Here is an 889-nt window from a genome sequence, read left to right on the forward strand (position 1 = left end):
GGGACTGGCCCGATGAAACCCGGCAACCTCGCTAGTTATTAGCGGTTGGTGCCAATTCCTGCAGGATTTGAATCCTGAGAGATGAGAAGAGGTTGACGGAACGTGCGACGGATCGTGAAGCCCTCTTCGCTCAAGGAGAGGGCTTCCTGTTTTTATTCAGGAGCTTTTGGGGGAATGAAAAATGACATTACAGTTGGTCGAGATAAAAGATACGGTCTCGATCGGATCTTTTGAATTGGAATGCGGGGAGATTTTGCCGGATGTGACACTGGCTTATGAGAAAGTGGGCCGGGTCGGCACAGACCAGGTGATTTTGGTTTGCCATGCATTGACCGGGGATGCCCATGCAGTGGGTAATGAGTCGGATCCGGGATGGTGGGACGGACTGATTGGCGCAGGCAAATATATTGACTTGAGCCAATACACCGTAATCACGATGAATGTGCTCGGAGGATGTGGAGGAAGCACCGGTCCCGCTTCGACGGACCCGCGAACCGGAAAACCATATGGAAGCCGGTTTCCCAAGGTGACCATTCGCGACATGGTGCGGGCGCAATATGAAGCACTTTTGAAGCTGGGCATCCACCGCTTGAAAGCAGTGATCGGGGGATCGATGGGCGGGATGCTGGCTTTGGAGTTTGCCGTGATGTACCCGGATTTCATGGAAAAGTGCATCCCGATTGCAACCGCCGCCTCGTTGTCGGCCATGTCCATGGCTTATAACACGATCGGGCGCAGAGCGATTGTCAGTGATCCGGATTGGCAGGGAGGGGATTATTATCCGTCAAAAGGCCCGGTTCGGGGATTGTCCATCGCCCGGATGATCGGAATGGTGACATACCGTACGGATCTTTTGTTTGAAGAACGTTTTTCCCGGCAGAATCCGGAA

At 53.3% G+C, this 889-nt stretch carries 1 protein-coding gene and 1 riboswitch; the gene reads left to right on the top strand.

Annotation, left to right across the window (positions count from 1 at the left end; genetic code table 11):
* Positions 1 to 88, top strand: a riboswitch (SAM riboswitch). This riboswitch is flagged as partial in the annotation.
* Between the two features lie 93 nt (positions 89 to 181).
* Positions 182 to 889 (top strand): homoserine O-acetyltransferase family protein (locus tag H1R82_RS13920; RefSeq protein ID WP_181821695.1); only part of this gene is annotated, 708 nt, incomplete at its 3' end.

This window comes from Thermoactinomyces intermedius, from assembly GCF_013912365.1.
Classification (GTDB): Bacteria; Bacillota; Bacilli; order Thermoactinomycetales; family Thermoactinomycetaceae; genus Thermoactinomyces; species Thermoactinomyces intermedius.